Below are 16,816 nucleotides of genomic sequence, written 5' to 3' on the forward strand. Positions count from 1 at the left end.
CTCGACAGCCGATCGGGGATCTCGTCGTCTTCCCGGACCACGCTCGACCGCGTCGGTTCGATTCCCGCGGTGGGTTCGCGTCGACGCTCGCCGTCAGCCGGGTTCGGAAGACGGCCGGTACCGCCGGCTCACTGCCTTCCAGCGCCCGCTGTGGAACAGCCAGTAGTTGATCCCGCCCGGGACGGCCGTCTCGAGGAAGAGCGCGAGATAGAGCCCACCGACGGCAAGCGGCGTGACGAGTCCGAGCGCGGCCGCGGGAAGCGCGAAGGCGTACCGACCGAGCAGCGACGCGACGAACGGCCAACGGGTGTCGCCGGCACCGAGCAAGGCCCCGGCGGCCGCTCCGTCGAGCCCGTAGCCGACCGAACTGACCGCGCCGACGGCGACGAAGACGGCGGCCTGCGTGACCGCCGCGGGGTCGCTCACGAACAGCCCCGCGATTGGCCGCGCGAAGACCACGACCAGCGCCCCCGCGACAGCGTAGATCACCGTCGAGAGCCGGATGATCGCCGCGCCGTAGGCCCCTGCCTCCGCCTCCTCGCCCGCGCCGAGATGTTGGCCGACCAGCGAACTCGCGGCCAGGGACAGCCCCCAGTTGACGCTGTTTATCAGGGCCCGCACCCGGCGGCCGACCTCGAGCGCCGTCACGACGACCGGGCCGAAGGAGGCGGCGATCCACAGCAGCGGGAAGACGACCGCCCCCTGCGCGAGTCGGCGGCCGATCTCCGGCAGGGAAATTTCGATCAGCTGGCGCAACAGCGTCGGCTCGAGCCACGGTCCCGACCGGGTGATCGGGACTGGACTGGGTTCCATTCCGAGCCGGCCGTAGGAGCGCCCGAGCATCCCCCACGCGAGGACGACCGTCACGAACCCGCTGGCGAGGGTGGTACCGATGGCCGCGCCCGCGGCCCCGAGACCGAAGCCGAAGATCAGGAGTCCGCTGAGGGCGACGTTGAGGACCGCGCCGCCGGCACGGGCGACCATCTCGGTGAACGTGTCGCCGACGCCGGTGTAGGTGCGGCTGGCGATCAGGTTGAGCAGTTCGAAGACCACCGCGGGCGCGACGTAGACGAGATAGATCCGCCCGTGGACGAGCGCGTCCGGTCCGGCGCCGAGCAGGGCGATTAGGGGCCCGGGGACGGCGACGAACAGGAGCGCGATCGGCACCGCCAGCGCGGTCGCGAGGACGACGCTCTGGTTGACCGCCACCGACGCGCGATCGGTCGCCTCGCCGCCGTAGTTCTGCGAGACGAGCGTGACGGTCCCGCCAGCCACCCCGAGGCCGAGCAGCGTCACGATCTGCCAGTAGCCCAGCGCGAACGCCAGCCCCGCCGTGCCGGCCGTCCCGACCGCGGCCCCGACCATCGCGAGGTCGGCCGTCTGCTTGGACATGATCGCGAAGCCGGTGACGATCCGGGGCCAGGCCAGTTCCATCGTCGGGCGAAACCGCTCCCCGTCGATGATGCCGGCCCGCTCGAGCGCCCCGGCGACGAACGCGAGCGCGGTCGCCCGCCACTGCTGGCCCGTCATCGCTCCCCCGTTGCGCGACCGACGCCTTCGGTCTGTCGGCTCCGGCACTCGAGGCGGCCTTTCCTCCCGCGTGGAGCCCGCGAAGCGCCTACCCGCGCAGCCGCGAGAGCATCGCTTTCAGGTGGGTCGGCGAGACGAGCGAGGTCGGCCGGTCCATGTGGACACCGATCTCGCCCGACAGCGCGCCCAGTCCCAGCCGCTGGACGGGTTCGGGCAGCGAGTAGGCGCGCCGGATCCAGTGACCGAGTCGCTGTTCGCGCGCTAAGTCGTCGCGCCAGGCGCGCTCGTAGGCCGCCAGCGTCGTCGGTCGATCGGGGTCGATCTCGCGGGCGGCGTGATCGGCGCTGGTCATGCTATAGAGGATGCCGCCGCCGGTGAAGGGCTTGGTCTGGGCGGCCGCGTCCCCGATGAGGAACGCCCGTCGGGACGTTACTCGATCGGGCGGCCCGACCGGGATCGCGCCCGAACAGCGATGGGAGACGTCGATCTCGTAGCCGTCGATCAGCTCCTCGAAGTGCTTGGTGACCTGCACGCCCGGCGGGGCCGCCAGCCCGTACTCGACGCCGGCCTCGCCGCGGGGGATCCGCCACGCGAAAAAGGTCGGCGGCGTGAGATGGACATCGACGAAGTCCTGGTGATCGTCCTCCTCCGAAAAGGCGAGGACGCCGTGGAGGAACTCGTCGGGCTGTGGGAGGCCGAGTTCGTCCCGCACCCGCGAGCGCGGCCCGTCACAGCCCGCGACCATCTTCGCCTCGACCTCGAGGCGGCCGTCGGGGCCGCTGGCGACGATCTCGACCCGGTCGTGACGTTCGGTGACGCCGGTGACGGTGTGGTTCTCGCGGACGTCCGCACCCGCCTCGCGGGCCAGTTCGGCGAGGTGGCGGTCGAGTCCGACGCGGTCGATGACGTTCGACGCGACCGCGTCCTTGTAGAACGGATAGGCGTCGCTGCCGGGTCCGCCGACGTGAAAGCGAGCGCCGTAGATCTCGTTCTGAAAGAGGTCCTCGCGGGCCCCCTCGCCGGTGAACTCCCAGATGTCCGTACTCACGTGGCCCGAACAGGCGAGCGGCTCGCCGATCGTCCCTTTCTCGAGGGCGAGGACGTCGTAGCCCGCCTCGGCGGCCCGGCGAGCGAAGCGCGCCCCCGGCGGGCCGACGCCGACGACGACGAAATCGTACATGCTCGGGACGTTCACGCCGGACGGTAAATAGGTTCTCGAGATTCGCTCGCTGCTGTCGGACACGTTCGAAACGTCCCGGCCGTCGACCGACGCCGACGATGGTCGGGACCGGCGACTGACAGTCGATAAACGGATACAGTTTTGTGAGTTGTCCGATCTCACACAATATGAACGCGACGCGAGCGCCGACTCCGACCGAGAGACAGGCGATGGCCCGGGGCGAACGCGAGCTGATCGCACCGTGATCCCCGCGGAACTCTCGACCGGCGCGCTGGTCGTCTTCGGCCTCATCGCCGTCGCGCTCGTCCTGTTCGTGACCGAGGCGATCCCCACCGACGTGACCGCGATCGGGATCATCGTCTCGCTGGCGGCCCTCGAGCCGATGACCGGCGTCGGTCCCAGAGCGGCCATCTCCGGGTTCGCCAACACCGCGACGGTGACGATCGTCGCCATGTACATGCTCAGTGCGGCGATTCAGGGAACGGGTGTAGTCCAGCGTCTCGGCGTCTATCTCGCGACGATCACGAACGGCAGCGAGAAGCGGGCGCTGTTGGCGACGATCTGTACGACCGGGCCGCTCGCGGGCTTTATCAACAACACGCCGATCGTGGCGATCTTCGTCCCGATGATCACCGACCTCGCGGAGAAGACCGGGATCTCCCCGTCGAAGCTCCTCCTGCCGCTGTCGTACGCGGCGATTCTGGGCGGCACGCTGACGCTGATCGGGACGTCGACGAACCTGCTGGCCAGCGAGTTCGCCGTCGAACTGCTCGGCCGCGAGCCGATCGGCATGTTCGAGTTCTCCGCGCTCGGCGTCGTGATTCTACTGGTCGGGCTCGCATACCTCGCGACCGTCGGTCGGTGGCTGACGCCCGCGCGGATCCCGGTCGACGCCGACCTCGTCGAGGAGTTCGAACTCGAGGACCACCTCGCGACGGTTCGAGTGCGGGCCGATTCGGCACCGGTCGGTCGGACGGTCGACGACCTCGAGGCGCGCGCGGACGCGGATGTCCGCGTTCTCCAGCTCCGCCGGGCGGGCGACGGGAGTGACGGCGAAACCGCGTCGGCGGACCGTGTCCTCGAGTACGACGGTGAGCGGGAGGCGACCCTCGAGGCGGGGCCCGAGGCGTCGCCCCCCGGCCAGCGCTCCGGCGACAGCCGGACGCGACTCGAGGCAGACGCGGCGTCGATCCCCGCCGATGGCGAGTCGTTCGTCGCGGCCGCGACCGACGAGCGGATCCGCGAGGGAGACCTGCTCACGGTCCATGGGAGCCTGCAAGCGATCAACCGGTTCGTCGAGGCCCAGCGGGTACACCAGCTGGCCCGGGAGTCGGTGACCGAGGAGACGTTCGAGGAGGCCCCGAGCGAGGACGTCCTCGTGAAGGCCGTCGTTCCCGAGTCGTCGGCGTTCGCCGGCGAGCGCCTCGGCGAGACGGCCCTCCGGGAGTTCTTCGGGACGACCGTGCTGGCGATCCGCCGGGGCGGCGACCTCCTCCGAACGGACCTCGCGGCCGTCCGACTCGCCCCCGGCGACCTCCTCCTGGTCCAGACCTCCGACGACGCGATCGCCCACTTCACCGCGTCGAACGACCTGCTCGTCGTCGACGACGCCGTCAACCGGCTGGCCGACGCCGACCTCGAGGACGTCGCGCCGCTGTCGCCGAAGACGCCGATCGCGATCGGGATCATGGCCGGCGTTATCGGCGCGGCCGCGCTGGGGCTGCTCTCGATCGTGATCGCGGCCTTCGCCGGCGTCTTCCTGATGGTCGTCAGCGGCTGTCTCTCGATCGACGACGCCTACGACGCCGTCTCGTGGAACGTCGTCTTCCTGCTGGCGGGGGTCATTCCGCTGGGGATCGCCCTCGAGGCCACCGGCGGCTCGGCAGTCATCGCGACCGGGTTGGTATCGGCGGCCACCTACCTGCCGCTCGTGGCGGTGCTGTTGCTGTTTACCGTCGTCACTGGACTGCTGGCGAACGTCATCACGCCCGTCGCGACGGTCGTGTTGATGATCCCGATCGCGGTCGACGCGGCGACGAGCCTCGGCGCTGCGCCGTTCTCGTTTCTCCTCGCGGTGCTGTTTGCCTCCGCGACGTCCTTCATGACGCCCGTCGGCTACCAGACGAACCTGATGGTCTACGGGCCCGGCGGCTACGAGTTCACCGACTTCCTGCGCGTCGGCGGCCCGCTCCAGCTATTGCTGGCGGTCGTCACGACCGTCGGCATTACGCTCATCTGGGGACTCTGATCGCCGGCGGTCGTGACCGTCGTCCTCGACCGGCGAGTCGCTCGTGAGTCAGTTTCAAATGGGTTCCCCCAGTCGTGGTTGTCATGAGCGAACTGTTGACATTCGACGAGACCGAACTGATAGATCTCAGCATCGGCCTCGAGGACGGCGTCGCGAGCGAGCCGACACCACCGGAAATCGACGCCTTCGACCACGAGGCGGGCGCGAAACGCCTCGCCGAGACCCTGCAGGAACAGGGCTACGACGTCGACCCCGAGGACTTCCCCGAGGGGATGGGGCTGGCGTGGGAGGACCTCGCGGTCATCCCCCACGCCGGCACCCACCTCGACGCGCCGTGGCACTACGGCCCCGAGGTCGACGGCGAGCCCGCGAAGACGATCGACGAGATCCCCCTCGAGTGGTGCCGTGGGAACGCGGTCGTCCTCGACTTCCGATCGATGGATCCCGGCGAGGAGATCGGAGTCGCGGACCTCGAGGCCGCCCTCGAGGACTTGGATCACGATCTCTCGCCCGGCGAGATCGTCCTGATACAGACCGGGGCCGACGAGCTGTGGGGTCGACCGGAGTACCTGACCGAATTCCCTGGAATGAGCGCCGACGGGACGAAATACCTCGTCGAGCGAGGGATCAAGGTGATCGGGACGGACGCCTACGGCTTCGACAAGCCATTCGCGGCGATGGGCGAACGCTACGTCGAGTCGGGCGACGAGGATGAACTGTGGCCGGCCCACTTCGCGGGGCGAGACGTCGAGTACTGCCAGATCGAGAAGATGGCCAACCTCGATCAACTGCCGCGCAAGACCGACATCCCCCTTGTCGCGTTCCCCATCAAAATCGAAGACGCGAGCGCGGGCTGGGTGCGACCGGTCGCCCTTATCGGGGACGAGACGGGAGGTGAGAGCGCATGAAACTCGCAACGTTCGAAGTCGATACCCCGGTCGGTCCGGTCGAGCGCATCGGTGCCGTCGACGAGTCCGACGACACCGCGGCCGGCGACGCGACGCTCGTCGATCTGACGGCGGCCTACGGAGCCGTCCTCGAGGCCGAGGGCGAACCGGCACCCGCGGAGTTGGCCCACGCACACGTCCCGCCGGAGATGATCGCCTTCCTCGAGCGCGGCGACCGGGCGATCGCGGACGCCCGCGAGGCCCTCGCGTACGCGGCCGAGACCGACGCCGAGCGCGGCCCCGGCGAGGCGAAACTCCGGTACGAGCCCGGCGAATACCGGCTGCTCCCACCGCTGCCACGTCCCAACTCGCTGCGGGACTGCATGGCGATCGAGGAACACGTCCAGAACAGCATGGACGGCGAGATCGCCGACGTCTGGTACGAGCTGCCGGTCTACTACAAGGGCAACGCCGACAGCGTCGTCGCGCCCGGCGAGACGATCCAGTGGCCCGACTACTCACAGATCATGGACTACGAACTCGAGATCGCGGCTGTGATCGGGAAACGCGGCCGGAACATCTCGGCTGCCGACGCCGAGGACCACATCGCCGGCTATACCGTCTTCAACGACTTCAGCGCCCGCGACATCCAGGGCGAGGAGATGGAGGGGCGGCTCGGCCCCGCGAAGGGCAAGGACTTCGCGAACGGGCTGGGCCCCTACTTCGTCCCGCGCGAGGACATCGACGTCCTCGAGGCCCCGATGACCGCCAGGATCGACGGCGAGGTCTGGTCTGAGGGCACCGTCGACGAGATGTATCACACCTTCGCCGAGATCATCGAGCATATCTCCCAGTCCGAGACACTCCACCCCGGCGACGTCATCGGCAGCGGCACCGTCGGCGAGGGCTGTGGCCTCGAGCTGGGCCAGTGGCTCGAGGACGGCGATACAGTCGCACTCGAGGTCGAGGGGATCGGCACCCTCGAGCACACGGTCGTCAGGTAGCCCGCCGCTCGCGCCTTACCGGGCGTCGCGCTCGCTCTCGATCGCCGCGGCGCTCGAGGTGAGCAGAAAGCCGACGACGCCGAGGTAGGCGACGAAGAGCTGGAGGCTCACGTCGGCCGTCGTGAACTGCTGGCTGACGGCGATGGGACCGATACTGAGACCGAACAGCCCGATCGCGTAGCCGAATCGATCGACCGACCGATCGAACGGAGGATACTCGCGGGTTAACAGTCGGCGATACTCCACGGTGAAGTATCCCAATCCGGTATAAAGCGTGACGACGGCGAGGACCAGAAACCAGTTCGACCCGAACGCGACGCGGAGACTGCCGCCGGCGACCAGTCCGATGCCGAACCCGGCAGGGAGTGCCCTGTTCACGGTTCGTATTGTTGTTCGTCTGATAAAAACGTGTCCGTCGCCGTCAGTCGTCGCCGGCGCTGGCCGCCGTCGGTTCCGCACCCGCTGCGACGCCGGTCACGTCGGCGTAGCGCGCCCACAGCGCGAGCATGCTCGGGAGGACCAACACGCTCACCAGGAACGAGGTAACGAGCGAGAGGACGACCAACAGGCCGAGGCTCTGGAGTTGCGGATGCGGGTGCAGGAGTAGCGCCAGAAACGCCGCCGAAGAAGTGAGCGTGCTCCCGAGCAAGGCGCCACCGGTCCCGACGACGGCCGCCTCGAGCGCGTCGTAGACGCCGCCGTGTCGCCCGAGTTCCTGCGCGAAGCGATCGCTGAGGTGGATGTTGTAGTCGATCCCCAGCCCGATGACCAGACTCATCAGGAGCGCGGTCAGCAGCGTCAGGGGGACCTCGAGGAGAGACATGCTCCCGATGACGAGGCCGGCGACCAGCGCGATCGGGACGACCGTCACGGCCCCCAGCGTCGCGCTGCCCTCGCTCAGTCGGTAGATGCCGATCAGGGCGACCGCGATCACGCCGAGCGCGAGGAGCAATACGTAGAGGATCCCCCCGGTGACCTCGCCCAGTTCGGCCTGCGTGACCGCCGCCGGGCCGGCCGCCGTGGCGGTCAGGTCCCCGTCGCCGTCCTCGATCGCCGTGGCCACCGACTGCATGTCGTCGGCACGATCGTCGTAGGTGTCGCCGCGGTCGACGGTGACGAGCATGCGAAGCGAGCGATACTCCCCGTCGTCGGTGCGCTCGATCACCTGTCCCGCCGCCGCGGGGGCGACCTCGAAGAGGTGGTCGTAGACCGACTCGAGGTTCCGATCTGGCACCCCATCGTCGTCCGCGTCGGCCGAGTCGACCGTCGCGGCGAAGGAGTCGTTCTCCGCGGCGGTCGCTTCGATGACCGACAGCGGCGAGCGGACCGACTCGACCCCCTGCTGGTCGAAGGCAACACCGGTTTCACGGGCGGTATCGCTCCCCTCGTCGATCCGTTGCAAGGTCCCGTCGGCGGTCACGGTCCCCTCGATGAGGACGGCCGAGCGACCGGCGCCGTCGTTACTGGACCGGTACTGATCGGTCACGTACAGTTGGTTCTCGACGAACGCCGACTCTTCCCAGGCCATTGGGCCCGGCAGTTCTGTCTTCCAGTCGGCGACCGACTCGGTCCGCTGCTGGAAACTCTCCTGCTCGAGCGCGGGCCAGGCCACCGCGCCGGCAGACCCCGCAACGAGCGCGACGACGATGACGACCGGGGCCGCCCGTTTCGCGAGGGTGACGCTGCCGCCGAGGACGCGGCCCAGATAGCTACCGTAGCCGAGCGGTTGCTTGTGCCGATCGACGCCGACCCGCTCGAGAAGGCCGTCGATACTGATCTTCAACGCGGGGACGAGCGTCACGAAGATGAAAAACGCCGAGACGACCCCGAGCGTGATCCCAATGGCCATATCGCGGATCGAAGTCACGGGGTTGACGACGTTCGAAAGGAAGCCGATCGCGGTCGTCACGGTGACCAGTGCAAGCGCGACGGCGACCGAGCGGACCGACCGCGTCATCGGCGGGCGGATCCCCTCGTCGCTCCCCCGCTGTTCCCGGTACCGCATGAAGACGTGGAACCCGAAGTCGATGCTGAGCCCGGCGATCATCACCGGCCCGATGATCATCGTCATCCCGGCCGAGATCCCGAGCCAGCCCAGGATGCCGAACATCCATAGGATGGAGACGACGACGCCGATCATCCCGACGACGACGTCGACGAGGTCGCGGTAGGTGAACGCGAGGATCCCGAGGATCAACGCCAGCGCGACCGGCAGGATCAGCGTGGTTGTGTTCGCCGTCATCTGCTGGTTCAGATCGCCGACCGCGTGTTCGCCCAGCGTGAAGTAGTTCGGCTCGTCACTGTCCTGAGCGGCCTCGTAGAGGGCGCGTTGCGCGTCGCTCGGTACCCCCGCCGAGTCCGCCCCGTCCGTCTCGAACCGGAAGACCATCCGGTGGCTCTCGGCGGTCGTGCTTCCGGGGTCGTAGCGCTGTGGCAGCAAGGAGAGCGCGCCCGACTCGGGCGTCAGCGACTCCGAAAGCAGCGCCGCGTACTCGTCGTCGTCGGTCGACTCGAGCGCGGCGATCCGTTCCTCGCGGGTCGCGTTGGGGTCCTCGGCGGCCCGCGTCCCGACGACGTTCGCGACGCCGGTAACGCCACCGTCGTCGGCGAGGGCGGCCGACACCGAGTCGTTGTCCAGCACCGCTTGCTGGTACTCGAGGGACTCGATCAGGGCCGCCCTCGAGAGGGCGTTGCCGTCCTCGTGGCGGACGTAGACCGGCGCGGCCGAGACGTTCGACTCGCCGCCCGGCTCGCCGTAGTTGTCGGCGATGTAGTCGGCCTTCTGTGCGGGCGTCGTCTCGCCGACGTCGCCGCTGCCGGCCTGATTGGACGTGTCGAGGTTCCCGATCCCGGCGACCGCGCCGGCGGTCAACAGTAGCAATACGACGATCACGATCCGGTTGTGGGTCGTGACCGCGTCGATACACCTGTCGAGTGCGTCACGGACCATTTCGTGTCCCCCTCTATCGAGGGAACCCATAAACGGGAAATCACGATTTCCGAGCCTGAAGTTCGGCCACCACGCGGAGGACATTACACCCTCGAGTCGCTAGCACCACCATGCTCCTGTACTGGCACCGGCGCGATCGACGGACGGCCGACGATCGGGGACTGGCCGCCGCGGTCGACGCCGCGGACGGACCCGTCCTTCCAGTCTACGTGTTCGATCCCGCAGTCACCGACCGACTCGGGGTGCGCAAACGCGCGTTCGTCGATCGGACCGTCCGGGCGCTCCGAGAGCGATACCGCGACCTCGAGAGCGATCTCCTCGTACGCTCGGGAGCGGCTCCCGACGTCCTCGCCGACCTCTGCGACGAGTACGGTGTCGACCGCGTCGTCACGACGGAGTGCTACGATCCCGTTCGGCGGGACCGGACGGCCGCCGTCGACGCCGCGCTCGGGGTCCCCCTCGAGACCCACGTAGATACGGTCTTGGTCGACCCGCGAACGCTCGAGCCCTCGTACCCGACCCACAGCCAGTTTCACGCGGACTGGCGGGAGCGGCCGAAGCCGGCCCCGGCACCCGAGCCCGCCCCGGACGCGCTCGCCGACGTCACCGCCGACGAGCCGATCCCGATCGCGAACAGTGATATCGATCTCCCCGAGGCGGGGACCGAAGCCGCCCGCGAGCGCCTCGCGTCATTCCGCGACGCCGGACTGCGGCGCTACGCCGACACCCGGGACGATCTCGCGGCCGCGGTCGAGCGCCCGCTCGAGGCCGTCTCGCGGCTCTCGCCGTATCTGGCCGCCAGTGCGATCGGAATCCGCGAGGTCTGGGAAACCGTCACGGACGTCCGGGACGCCGTCGACGGCGACGAGCGGCGCAACGTCGACAAGTACGCGTTCGAACTCACGTGGCGAGAACTGTACTACCACCTGCTCGCCCACACCCCCGATCTGGCGACGGTAAACTACAAGCAGTTCCCGAACGAGATCGCGTGGCGAACGGACGACGCCGACTTCCGCGCCTGGCAACGCGGCGAGACGGGGTATCCACTCGTCGACGCCGGAATGCGCCAGCTCGAGCGGGACGGGTACATCCACAACCGGCCGCGACAGGTCGTCGCAAGCTTCCTGACGAAACACCTCCTGCTCGACTGGCGACGCGGCGCGGCCCACTTCCGGGAGCGGCTGGTCGATCACGATCCCGCAGTCAACCCCGGGAACTGGCAGTGGGTCGCCTCGACGGGGACCGACTCGGTCGACGTTCGGATCTTCGATCCCGTCGCACAGGCCGCTAAGTACGACGACACCGGGGCGTTCGTCCGCGAGTACGTCCCCGAACTGGCCGACGTGCCCGCCGAGGCGATCGTCGAGTGGCCGACGCTGCCGGCCGATCGCCAGGCCGAACTCGCGCCCGACTATCCGGCACCGATCGTCAACAGAACGGCCGCGTACGAGCGGGCCCAGCGGGTCTTCGAGCGGGCGCTCGGAAAACGAAACGACGGGTAACTCAGCCCTCGAGCAACTCCCAGAACCGTTCGGTATCGCCCTCGAAGCGCTCGAGTAACTCGCGCATCTCCGCGCGGTGGTCGTCGGTGACGGTCACGTGGACCATCCCCTCGTCGGGCTGGCCGTAGACGACGCTTGCGCCCTCGGGCGCGGCGACGATCGCCGGCAGCGCGACGAGGTCCTCCTCGCCGTCGACCAGAATCGTGGTCGGGTCGTCGGTCGAGAGCGCGCGCCGGAGCGCCCGGACGACCGGCACGCCCAGTTCGGCGGGGGGGTTTCGGACCTCGATACTCGCGCCCTCGGTGACCGCCTCGCGGATTTCGGCGTCGACCTCGGTGCGTTTGGTCCGGCCGTCGACGAGGGCCACGTCGGGCCGGCGGCCCGCCTGCAGGAGGTGATAGGTGACGACGTCGCCGACGGCGATCAGGGGGCCGTCGACGCCCTCGAGGAGCCGGTCGGCGTCGGTCTCGATCGGGCCCATCGGCTCTTTGAGTTCGTGGCGCAAGGCGTCGGGCAGGACCAGTAGCTGGTCGTCGTCGGCGAACGCGTCGTCTGTGTCGTCGCGAGTCACGCGTCAGCGAACCTTCAGGGCGTACGCGCCCGGTTCGGTGATCTGCATCTCCGTCGCGATCTCGCTGTCCTCGGGGTGGGCGATGATGACGTAGCCCGCCCAGTCCTCGGTCAGCGAGGAGGAGTTGCAGGCGTCACACGTCTCGTTGTCGGGTTCGTTGACCCGGTGACACTCGCGACAGACGAGCCGATCGGATGCCATGGTTATTCACCCGCCGTGGCTTCGCGTTTCTCGTGTTCGTCCTCGAGCCAGGCGTGTTTGCCGAGGCCGGGCTGTTTCGCGGTGAGCCCGATCTTCGAGTCCCGGGGGTTGCGTTCGTCGATGCTCTTGGTGACGATGCGGGCGCGGACGGCGTCGTCGACGCCGAGCGCGCGGTCGGACTCGTTCGATGAGAGCCGCTGGTTCTCGCCGTCGAAGGCGAGGTATTCGTCGCTGATCTGCGAGACGTGGAGCAGGCCGTCGACGGGGCCGATGCCGACGAAGGCACCGAACTCGACGACTTCGACGACGGTGCCGTCGACGACTTCCTGCATCTGTGGATCGAACGTCACCGCGTCGAACTCGGCCTCGTAGTACACTCCGGGGCGGTTGGGCAGGACCGTCCCCTCGCCGATATCGTGAACCTCCGTGACGGAGACGACGCTGCCCACCTCCTCGTCCATGCGCCCCTCGAGTTTGTCCTGGAGCAGTCGTTTGACTCGATCCGGCGAAACGTCGCCGAGTTCTTCCGGCGGTACTTCTACCGTGTCCTTCAGTCTAACCCGTTTGTACATCTATGGTTGAGTGATCGCTAACTTGTTTCTCCCGCGTAATGCAATTACCGGTCTCCCCGCTTCGAGGACCCGGTCGCGCAGCGGGCGGTCGTTCGTGACGACGTAGTCGACGTTGCCCTCGCGGGCGAGTTCGACCAGTGCGTCGTCGGCGTACGATGCCTCCGTGTCGACGGCGAGACAGCGCTCGGTCGCCAAGTCGTGGCCGACGGTCGCGGCCGTTCCCTCCTGCCCGCCCTTCTCGGAAAGTCGCCGGAGTTCCTCGAGGACGGCCTGTGGGATCGTCGGCTCGTAGCGCTCCAACAGCCGCTCGAGTTCCTCGAACAGCCGCACGTCGAGTTCGACCGGCATCATGAGCGCGCTCGTGTCGAGGGCGACCCGCGTCGACTGTCCCATCTCAGTCCGTCAGGGTACCGAGACCGATCAGCCGCCAGCGCGCGCCGATGCGGCGGTTGATCGCGATTTTCGTCCCCGGTTCGGCGGCGACGGGTCGCTTGAGTCGGACCTCGCACTCGCCCTCGCGGGCGCTGGTGACCGAGCCGACGGTCGTCGCCGTGCCGACGGTCATCATCAGCGGTTCGCCGGTGCTGATCTCGTCGACCGTCTCGCCCTGGTCCGCGCCGACGACCCGCTCGAGCAGGTCGACCTCCATCGTGAACTCGTTCCAGGTCGGCGGGAGCGTCCCCGGCGGGCCGGCCATCCGGCCGGCCAGCGCGTCGCCTTTGGTCAGCGAGGGGTCGAGCCCGGTCCCGACGCCGAGCAGGCCGCCCGGCGTGACGGTGTCGACGGTCTCGCCGCCGGCCTGCAGCGAGCGGATCGTCGTCTCGATGGGGACGTACTCCGTCTGGCCGCCCTCCTCGACCTCGCGGCCGGGGCGGATCTCGATCTCGTCGCCGACCTCGAGTTCGCCTTCGACGAGGCTGCCCCCGAGGACGCCGCCGGCGAGGTCCTTCGCGGACGTACCGGGTTTGTTGATGTCGAAACTGCGGGCGACGTGCATCCGGGGATCGGCGTCGGGATCCCGATCGGGGGTGGGGATCTCCTCCTCGATCGCCTGGATCAGCAGGTCGAGGTTGACCTCCTGGCCCGCGGAGACGGGGACGATCGGAGCGTCCTCGGCGACGGTGCCCGCGACGAACTCCTTGATCTGGTCGTAGTTGTTCCGGGCGGTCTCCGCATCGACGAGGTCGACCTTGTTCTGGGCGATGACGATGTTGTCGATTCCGATAATGTCCAGCGCCATCAGGTGTTCCTCCGTCTGGGGCTGGGGGACGGGTTCGTTGGCGCTGACGACCAGCACCGCGCCGTCCATCAGGGACGCGCCGGACAGCATCGTCGCCATCAGGGTCTCGTGCCCCGGGGCGTCGACGAACGAGACGGTCCGCAGCGGCTCGCTCTCGGAGCCGTCCGGACACTCCTCCTCGACGGTGTAACACTCGGGTTCGTCCAGTCCCTCGCAGTGACGGAACGTGGCGTCGGCATAGCCGAGCCTGATCGAGATTCCGCGTTTCATCTCTTCGCTGTGTTGGTCCGTCCACGAGCCGCTGAGCGCTTGCACCAGCGTCGTCTTGCCGTGGTCGACGTGACCGACGAGCCCGATGTTCACCTCCGGTTGTCGATTTCCTACCATAAGACGATGAGTAATCTTGGGTAGTGATTCCCCTGTGCGACTGATAAAGGTTGCGAGCTATCCCGTCGATTCCGGGGCCGACGGAACCGAGAGAATATCACCCGTGCTGTGGTTCCACACCGGCGATCCCGACGACTTATCTCCCGTCCGCCCCTCACACGTACCGTGTCCGAGTTCGCGTTCGAACTCGAGTTGTGTGCCCACCTCGAGGAGCGCGGCGAGGGAATCGTCGCCCGCCAGCTCGGGGGGAGCGTCGCTGATCCCGGCGGCCGGATCCTCGACGTACTTTGCGTCGAGCCCGGCCCCGAGTTCGAGGAGCGCGTCGAACTCACCAGTGAGACGATCCCCGACGCCGCGATCGAGTCGGCGGTCGGCACCGGGCGGGCCCGCTACTGGAAGGACGCCTTCGACTGCCATCCCGAACGCGCCCGCAGCGCAACCGAGCGCGCCGTCGAGATCGGCTTCTTCGAGCGCGACCGCGAGGCCAGCGCGGCCAGCAACCGCGAGTACGTCCGGCAAGTCGCTCGCTACCCCGACTGGTACGACCGCATCGTCGGGATCGAGAACAAGCCCGATCTGGGCCGGCCGGGCGACCTCGAGATGCAACTGCGAACCGACGTGAGCCTCGCCCTGCTGGACGAGGCGATCCTCGCGACAGAGAGCTACGTCACGCGCGCGCACCTGAACCGCATCCCCGACGCGGTCGGCGTCTGGCGGGTCTACCGCGACGAGACCGACGCGGGCGACGGCCTCGAGATCGACGTGGTCCGCGAGCCCGCGCCGCTCGCCCCCGACGAGCCCGGGATCGAGCCCGTCGCCGCCCACCCGGGACGGACGGAGATCGAGGTCGTGTCGCCCGACGCGAAGGCGCGGGCGCGCCGCCGCCTCGCCGAGCGGGCCTACGGCAAGGGCTGGCGGACCTACGAGTTCCCCGGCTGCGGGGCCTGTCGTCCCGACGACGCGAGCGGGGCGACGCTGCCGTACTGCGAGTGGAAGGGCCGGGTCGTCGACGCCAACTCGGAGTGCGGCCCGGACTGTCCGGGCCACGAACCGGAGTCGGCGGCCGACCTCTCGACCGACCTCGAGGCCGAACGCGACCGCCGGACCGCGTGGACGGCCGATCCCGACGGCAAACGGCGGCGACAGTCGGGACTCGATCGGTTCGGCTGACGGCCCGGCGGCCGCCGCTCGAGCGCCGGACGGACACGTTCCCCCGGATCTATAGTTCGTAGACCTCGCCGTCGACCGCCAGCGGCTCCGCGAAGGCCTCCTCGGCGGGGTAGAAATGCGCGAGATGAACCAGCCGCGTCCGGTCGGCGTTCAGTTCCTCGGCCAGCGCGAGCGCGCCCTCGCGAGTCATGTGTTTCGTGCCGAACGTCCGAGCGACGCCGTCGGCGTCCTCGTGGCGGCCGCCCAGCGGGTGGTAGTCGGCCAGACTCGCGGGGACGATGCCGTCGGCCAGCAGGAGGTCGGCGTCGGCGAGGACATCTCGGGACGCCTCGGGAACGTCGTAGCTCGTATCGCCCGTGATCGACAGCTTCGCGCCCGTCACGGGGTCCTCGACGGAGAGGCCGTAACAGACCAGCGGCGGGTGGTCGACCGGCACCAGCGTCACGTTGAGCCCGCAGATCCGGACCGTCTCGAGCGGCGTCGTCGGCACCACGGAGACGGGATCGAGATAATGGTAGTCGTCGTCCACCGTCTCGGCGACGCTCTTGCCCGTCTCGGGGTCGGTCTCGTCGGCCGCGTAGACCTCGAGGGAGTCTAGCACGCGAAAGACGTTGCCAAGCCCATCGAGGTGGTCGAAGTGGATATGGGTGATGACGGCGGCATCGGGCAGGGGCACCTCGTCCCGGAGGAACTGGTACCGGAAGTCGGGGCTGAAGTCGATCAGCAGCGACTCGTCGACGCGCTCGTTCTCGACGTGGACCGAAAAGCGCGTGCGTTCGACGCCGCGCTCTCGAGCCGCTACGCAGGTGTCACAGTCACAGCCGACGGTGGGCGTCCCGGTCGTGTCGCCGGTGCCGAGCAGGGTCACCCGCATCGTCAGTTTATCCCCCCGGCGGCGTGTCGGCGGGCCGGCTCGAGGCGGTCGCGACTCCCGACTCGTCGCCTACACATACGATCGGCCTTCCTCGAGCGCCGTCCGGATGAACGGGTGGTCCGAATTCGCCTCGACCCGCTCGGCCGGCAGGACGTGTACCTCGAAGACGACGCCGTGTTCGGCCCCCACGGTTTCGGCGAGGGCCTCGAGTCGCCGCTCGCGTTCCGGGTCCGCCTCCTCGAGGACCAGCAGTACCTCGACCGACGCGTGGACGCCGCGGTCGTCGCCCCGGACGGCGTCGCCGAAGACGACGAGGTCGCGGATCGCCTCGCCGTGGTCGTCCTGTGCCCGGGCCGCGAACGTCGCCGCGGCGTCTCCCGCTGGGGCGTCATCGCTCATAGGTGCCCCTTGACAGCCGTCGCATAAAGGGTATTCCCCGCAGGACGGGCGCTCCATCGCCCCCGTTGGCGACGCAACCCCAGGTCGCGCCGTCCCCGAAG

At 68.8% G+C, this 16,816-nt stretch carries 16 protein-coding genes; 5 read left to right on the top strand and 11 right to left on the bottom strand.

Features of this window, described 5'->3' with window-relative positions:
- Nucleotides 1-93: 93 nt before the first annotated feature.
- Complete coding sequence (locus ACSBP4_RS07645; RefSeq protein ID WP_435551825.1) at nucleotides 94-1,530, bottom strand: MATE family efflux transporter; 1,437 nt, start codon at nucleotides 1,528-1,530, stop codon at nucleotides 94-96.
- Between the two features lie 88 nt (nucleotides 1,531-1,618).
- Nucleotides 1,619-2,710 (bottom strand): geranylgeranyl reductase family protein, encoded by a 1,092-nt coding sequence (locus tag ACSBP4_RS07650; protein WP_435551826.1) that lies wholly within the window; start codon nucleotides 2,708-2,710, stop codon nucleotides 1,619-1,621.
- 241 nt (nucleotides 2,711-2,951) lie between these two features.
- Here ACSBP4_RS07650 and ACSBP4_RS07655 point away from each other — a divergent pair, with 241 nt between their 5' ends.
- From ACSBP4_RS07655 to ACSBP4_RS07665, 3 genes are all read left to right on the top strand, one after another.
- Nucleotides 2,952-4,958 carry an SLC13 family permease gene (locus tag ACSBP4_RS07655; protein ID WP_435551827.1) on the top strand — a complete coding sequence of 669 codons (2,007 nt, stop codon included), beginning with the start codon at nucleotides 2,952-2,954 and terminating at the stop codon, nucleotides 4,956-4,958.
- Between the two features lie 83 nt (nucleotides 4,959-5,041).
- Nucleotides 5,042-5,866, top strand: coding sequence for a cyclase family protein (locus tag ACSBP4_RS07660; protein ID WP_435551828.1), 825 nt, complete (start codon nucleotides 5,042-5,044; stop codon nucleotides 5,864-5,866).
- Complete coding sequence (locus tag ACSBP4_RS07665) at nucleotides 5,863-6,849, top strand: fumarylacetoacetate hydrolase family protein (RefSeq protein ID WP_435551829.1); 987 nt, start codon at nucleotides 5,863-5,865, stop codon at nucleotides 6,847-6,849. Before ACSBP4_RS07660 ends, ACSBP4_RS07665 begins: the two co-directional genes overlap by 4 nt.
- Before the next feature lie 15 nt (nucleotides 6,850-6,864).
- On the opposite strand, the gene ACSBP4_RS07670 is transcribed toward ACSBP4_RS07665, so the two are convergent.
- Nucleotides 6,865-7,227 (bottom strand): hypothetical protein, encoded by a 363-nt coding sequence (locus ACSBP4_RS07670; RefSeq protein ID WP_006647851.1) that lies wholly within the window; start codon nucleotides 7,225-7,227, stop codon nucleotides 6,865-6,867.
- Between the two features lie 43 nt (nucleotides 7,228-7,270).
- Nucleotides 7,271-9,799 (bottom strand): efflux RND transporter permease subunit, encoded by a 2,529-nt coding sequence (locus ACSBP4_RS07675; RefSeq protein WP_435551830.1) that lies wholly within the window; start codon nucleotides 9,797-9,799, stop codon nucleotides 7,271-7,273.
- Between the two features lie 110 nt (nucleotides 9,800-9,909).
- On the opposite strand from ACSBP4_RS07675, the gene ACSBP4_RS07680 reads away from it, so the two are divergent.
- Complete coding sequence (locus ACSBP4_RS07680) at nucleotides 9,910-11,301, top strand: cryptochrome/photolyase family protein (RefSeq protein WP_435551831.1); 1,392 nt, start codon at nucleotides 9,910-9,912, stop codon at nucleotides 11,299-11,301.
- A gap of 1 nt (nucleotide 11,302) precedes the next feature.
- Here the strand turns inward: ACSBP4_RS07680 and ACSBP4_RS07685 are convergent, their stop codons facing one another.
- Genes ACSBP4_RS07685 through ACSBP4_RS07705 form a run of 5 tightly spaced genes read right to left on the bottom strand, consistent with a single transcriptional unit; the run spans nucleotide 11,303 to nucleotide 14,272 of the window.
- Nucleotides 11,303-11,872 (bottom strand): GTP-dependent dephospho-CoA kinase family protein, encoded by a 570-nt coding sequence (locus ACSBP4_RS07685; RefSeq protein WP_049965800.1) that lies wholly within the window; start codon nucleotides 11,870-11,872, stop codon nucleotides 11,303-11,305.
- Between the two features lie 3 nt (nucleotides 11,873-11,875).
- The gene (gene spt4 / locus ACSBP4_RS07690) at nucleotides 11,876-12,073 is read right to left on the bottom strand and encodes a transcription elongation factor subunit Spt4 (protein WP_006180733.1); all 198 of its coding nucleotides are present in this window, start codon (nucleotides 12,071-12,073) and stop codon (nucleotides 11,876-11,878) included.
- A 2-nt stretch (nucleotides 12,074-12,075) separates the two neighbouring features.
- Nucleotides 12,076-12,645, bottom strand: coding sequence for a DNA-directed RNA polymerase (locus ACSBP4_RS07695; RefSeq protein WP_006180732.1), 570 nt, complete (start codon nucleotides 12,643-12,645; stop codon nucleotides 12,076-12,078).
- Nucleotides 12,646-13,038 carry a PIN domain-containing protein gene (locus ACSBP4_RS07700; protein ID WP_435551832.1) on the bottom strand — a complete coding sequence of 131 codons (393 nt, stop codon included), beginning with the start codon at nucleotides 13,036-13,038 and terminating at the stop codon, nucleotides 12,646-12,648.
- Nucleotide 13,039: 1 nt separating this feature from the next.
- Entirely contained in the window at nucleotides 13,040-14,272 is a 1,233-nt protein-coding gene (locus ACSBP4_RS07705; RefSeq protein ID WP_435551833.1) for a translation initiation factor IF-2 subunit gamma, read from the bottom strand.
- Nucleotides 14,273-14,437: 165 nt separating this feature from the next.
- Between ACSBP4_RS07705 and ACSBP4_RS07710 the strand changes: the two genes are divergently transcribed.
- Nucleotides 14,438-15,442, top strand: a complete 1,005-nt coding sequence (locus ACSBP4_RS07710) for a DUF5787 family protein (protein ID WP_435551834.1) — start codon at nucleotides 14,438-14,440, stop codon at nucleotides 15,440-15,442.
- Between the two features lie 49 nt (nucleotides 15,443-15,491).
- Here the strand turns inward: ACSBP4_RS07710 and ACSBP4_RS07715 are convergent, their stop codons facing one another.
- Together ACSBP4_RS07715 and ACSBP4_RS07720 are read right to left on the bottom strand one after the other, a co-directional pair.
- Nucleotides 15,492-16,316 (bottom strand): MBL fold metallo-hydrolase, encoded by an 825-nt coding sequence (locus tag ACSBP4_RS07715; RefSeq protein WP_435551835.1) that lies wholly within the window; start codon nucleotides 16,314-16,316, stop codon nucleotides 15,492-15,494.
- Nucleotides 16,317-16,385: 69 nt separating this feature from the next.
- The gene (locus ACSBP4_RS07720; RefSeq protein WP_006647857.1) at nucleotides 16,386-16,715 is read right to left on the bottom strand and encodes a hypothetical protein; all 330 of its coding nucleotides are present in this window, start codon (nucleotides 16,713-16,715) and stop codon (nucleotides 16,386-16,388) included.
- Nucleotides 16,716-16,816 lie beyond the last annotated feature (101 nt).

This window comes from Natrinema sp. CGMCC1.2065 (genome assembly GCF_051225675.1).
Classification (GTDB): Archaea; Halobacteriota; Halobacteria; order Halobacteriales; family Natrialbaceae; genus Natrinema; species Natrinema thermotolerans.